Below are 2,662 nucleotides of genomic sequence, written 5' to 3' on the forward strand. Positions count from 1 at the left end.
ATGTTCTGTTCGACGCTCATATGCGGAAACAGGGCGTAGCTCTGGAAGACGGTGTTGACCCGCCGCTTATGCGGGGGGAGTCCCTGTATGTCCGAGCCGTGCAGGAAAATCTGCCCCGCCGTCGGCTGCTCGAAACCGGCGATCATGCGCAGCAGGGTGGTCTTGCCGCAGCCGCTCGGGCCGAGCAGCGTGAAGAACTCGTTGTCGTAGATGTCGAAGGAAACAGGCTTCAGCGCCTGATAGGTGCCGAACACCTTGGAGACGCCCTTGATCTCGACGGCCTTTCGAGGTGCGCCGTGGCCAGCCTCGTCATTCATGGTCAGGCGCTCCGGTCAGGACTTTTGCGAGCTCGGCGATGAAGGTGATCGACGCCGCGCCACTGAGAACGGGCGCGGCGTCGATCAGGTAAGTTACATCTTCTCCCATTTGCCGCTGCGGACGACGAACATGTCGATGTCGATGGCCATGTTGGTCTGTCCGTTGGCATCGAACGAGACGTCTCCCAGAATGCCGTCGTGGTGGATGTCACGAATGGCCTTGCTCAGCGCCTCCTTGTCGTCGAGGCCTTTTTCCTTGATGACCTGAAGCAGGATCTGCGTCGCCTCGTAGGCATATTTCGCATAGGAGCCGGCAGGATCGGGATAAGCCTTGGTTTCATAGGCCTTGTTGAACTCCTCGAGCTTGGGGTTCGACTGGACGGCCGGAGTTCCGGCGATGGTGCCCTCGGCGGCAGCTCCCGCGATCTCGATGAATTTCGGGTCGTAGATGCCTGAAATTCCGTACATCGGCAGATTGCCCATGCCGAGGTCGGCCATCTGGCTGCGCACCAGCGCTGCTTCGGTGACGACACCGCCGAAATAGACCGCGTCGGGCGACGCTGCCTTCGCGGTCGTCAGCATGGCGCGGAAATCGGTCGTGCCGACAGCTGCGGCATCCGAAGAAACGACCTCGCCGCCGGCCGCCTTGAAGAAATCGCCGAACCATTTGGTGTTGGCCGCACCGTAGTCGGTGGTGTCGGAGATGATGGCGATCTTCTTGATCTTGCCTTGCTTGGCGATGGCTTCGGCCAGCGGTTTGTTCTCGTTGACCAGCGTCGGCGTGACGCGGGTCACGTTCGGGAAGTTCTGTTCGGTAATCTTCGGGCTGACCGCGCCCCAGACGATGAACGGCATCTGCGAGCGGTTGAAGACCGGGATCGTCGCCAACGCGACCGAGCTGTTCCAATGCCCCGTTGCCGCGACCACCGCGGGATCGTTGACCAGCTTCTGCGCCGCCGAAACGCCGACCGCCGGATCGGAGGCGTCATCGAGCACGACGCCTTCCACCTGGTGCGGATAGCCGCTGGCATTGGCCTGCTCGATGGCGAGCAGGAAGCCGTTGCGGGCGCCGAGGCCCTGCTGGGCGTTGCCGCCGGAGAGCGGCCCGATGAAGCCGAGCTTGATCTGGTCGGCCTGCGCCTGGGCGGCGCCCAGGGCGATGGCAAACAGAGAGCCGGCCAGAATTGACGATACGCGGATAAGCGCACTGCGCCTGTTTTGCATGGTTCCACCTCAAACAGAATTATCTGCCGCCGTCGTAGCGACCCGGCCGATCGTGATCGTCGGCTGATCATCAGTGTACGGGCGCGTATTCAGTGACGAAATTCGGAAATTGTGACTCGTGAGTTCGGAGATTCGTTCTGTCCGCCCGGGATGGCGATTGATACCTGTCGGCTTCAATCGAGAGACCGACCGCATGGCGGAACTGCTTGTCCAGCAACTGGTGAACTGGATAACCCTTGGCTGCATCTATGCCTTGCTGGCGATCGGATTCAGCCTGATCTTCGGTGTCTTGAACGTCATTCATTTCTCGCACGGCGATGTCGCGATGACGGCGCCGTTCATCACGCTGGCGCTTGCCCAGGCGTTGGCGACCGCTCTTGGCGCCTCGGGGCCCGCCTGGCTGGTGCTTGCGGTTCCGGTCGCCGTGTTCGCCGTCGGTTTGATCGGCGTCCTGCTGGACAAGGTGGTCATCAGGCGCTTCCGCGATGCGCCCGCCATGATGGCGCTGGTGGCGACCGTGGCGCTCGGCATCGTCATCCGCGAGCTGATCCGCCATCTCTATCCGCAGGGATCGAACCCGCATGCCTTCCCGCGCCTGGTGTCGGGCATGGCTTTCGAAATCTCCGGCGTTGCCATCAGCTGGTTCGCGCTGCTGGTGGTGGTGCTGACCGTCGCGCTGGTTGCCATGCTGTTTGTCTTCCTGCGCATGACCCCGCTCGGGCTGCGCATCCGGGCGGCCTCGGAGGACCGGGTCGTGGCGCGCATGATGGGCATCCGCGATGCACGCGTCTTCCGTGCGACGTTCTTCATTGCCTCGGCTATCGGCGCCATCGCTGGACTTCTGTTCGCAAGCTATGCCGGCGTGACACGGTTCGACTTCGGCGTCATGGCCGGCCTGCTCGGCTTTTCCGCCGCGGTCATCGGCGGCCTCGGCTCGATGCCGGGCGCCATACTGGGCGGACTGATCATTGCCGGCATCGAAGTGCTGGCGCAGACATTCGTGCCGGACGGCGCTTCCTACCGGCTGGTCTTCGTCTTCCTGCTGGTCATCGCCGTGCTCATCTTCCGCCCCGCCGGCCTGCTTGGGCGCACCGTCATGGAGAAAGTCTAGCATGCAGGGT

Annotated in this window: 3 protein-coding genes; 1 reads left to right on the top strand and 2 read right to left on the bottom strand. The window is 62.8% G+C overall.

The features are described from left to right. Together EN964_RS31205 and EN964_RS31210 are read right to left on the bottom strand one after the other, a co-directional pair. A partial coding sequence (locus EN964_RS31205; protein WP_127277181.1) for an ABC transporter ATP-binding protein occupies positions 1–317 on the bottom strand: 317 nt, incomplete at its 3' end. Between the two features lie 93 nt (positions 318–410). Further along, positions 411–1,541, bottom strand: a complete 1,131-nt coding sequence (locus EN964_RS31210) for a branched-chain amino acid ABC transporter substrate-binding protein (protein WP_127271535.1) — start codon at positions 1,539–1,541, stop codon at positions 411–413. A gap of 193 nt (positions 1,542–1,734) precedes the next feature. On the opposite strand from EN964_RS31210, the gene EN964_RS31215 reads away from it, so the two are divergent. Next, positions 1,735–2,652, top strand: a complete 918-nt coding sequence (locus EN964_RS31215; protein WP_127267120.1) for a branched-chain amino acid ABC transporter permease — start codon at positions 1,735–1,737, stop codon at positions 2,650–2,652. Positions 2,653–2,662 lie beyond the last annotated feature (10 nt).

Source organism: Mesorhizobium sp. M7A.F.Ca.CA.001.10.2.1 (assembly GCF_003998575.1).
Lineage (GTDB): Bacteria > Pseudomonadota > Alphaproteobacteria > Rhizobiales > Rhizobiaceae > Mesorhizobium.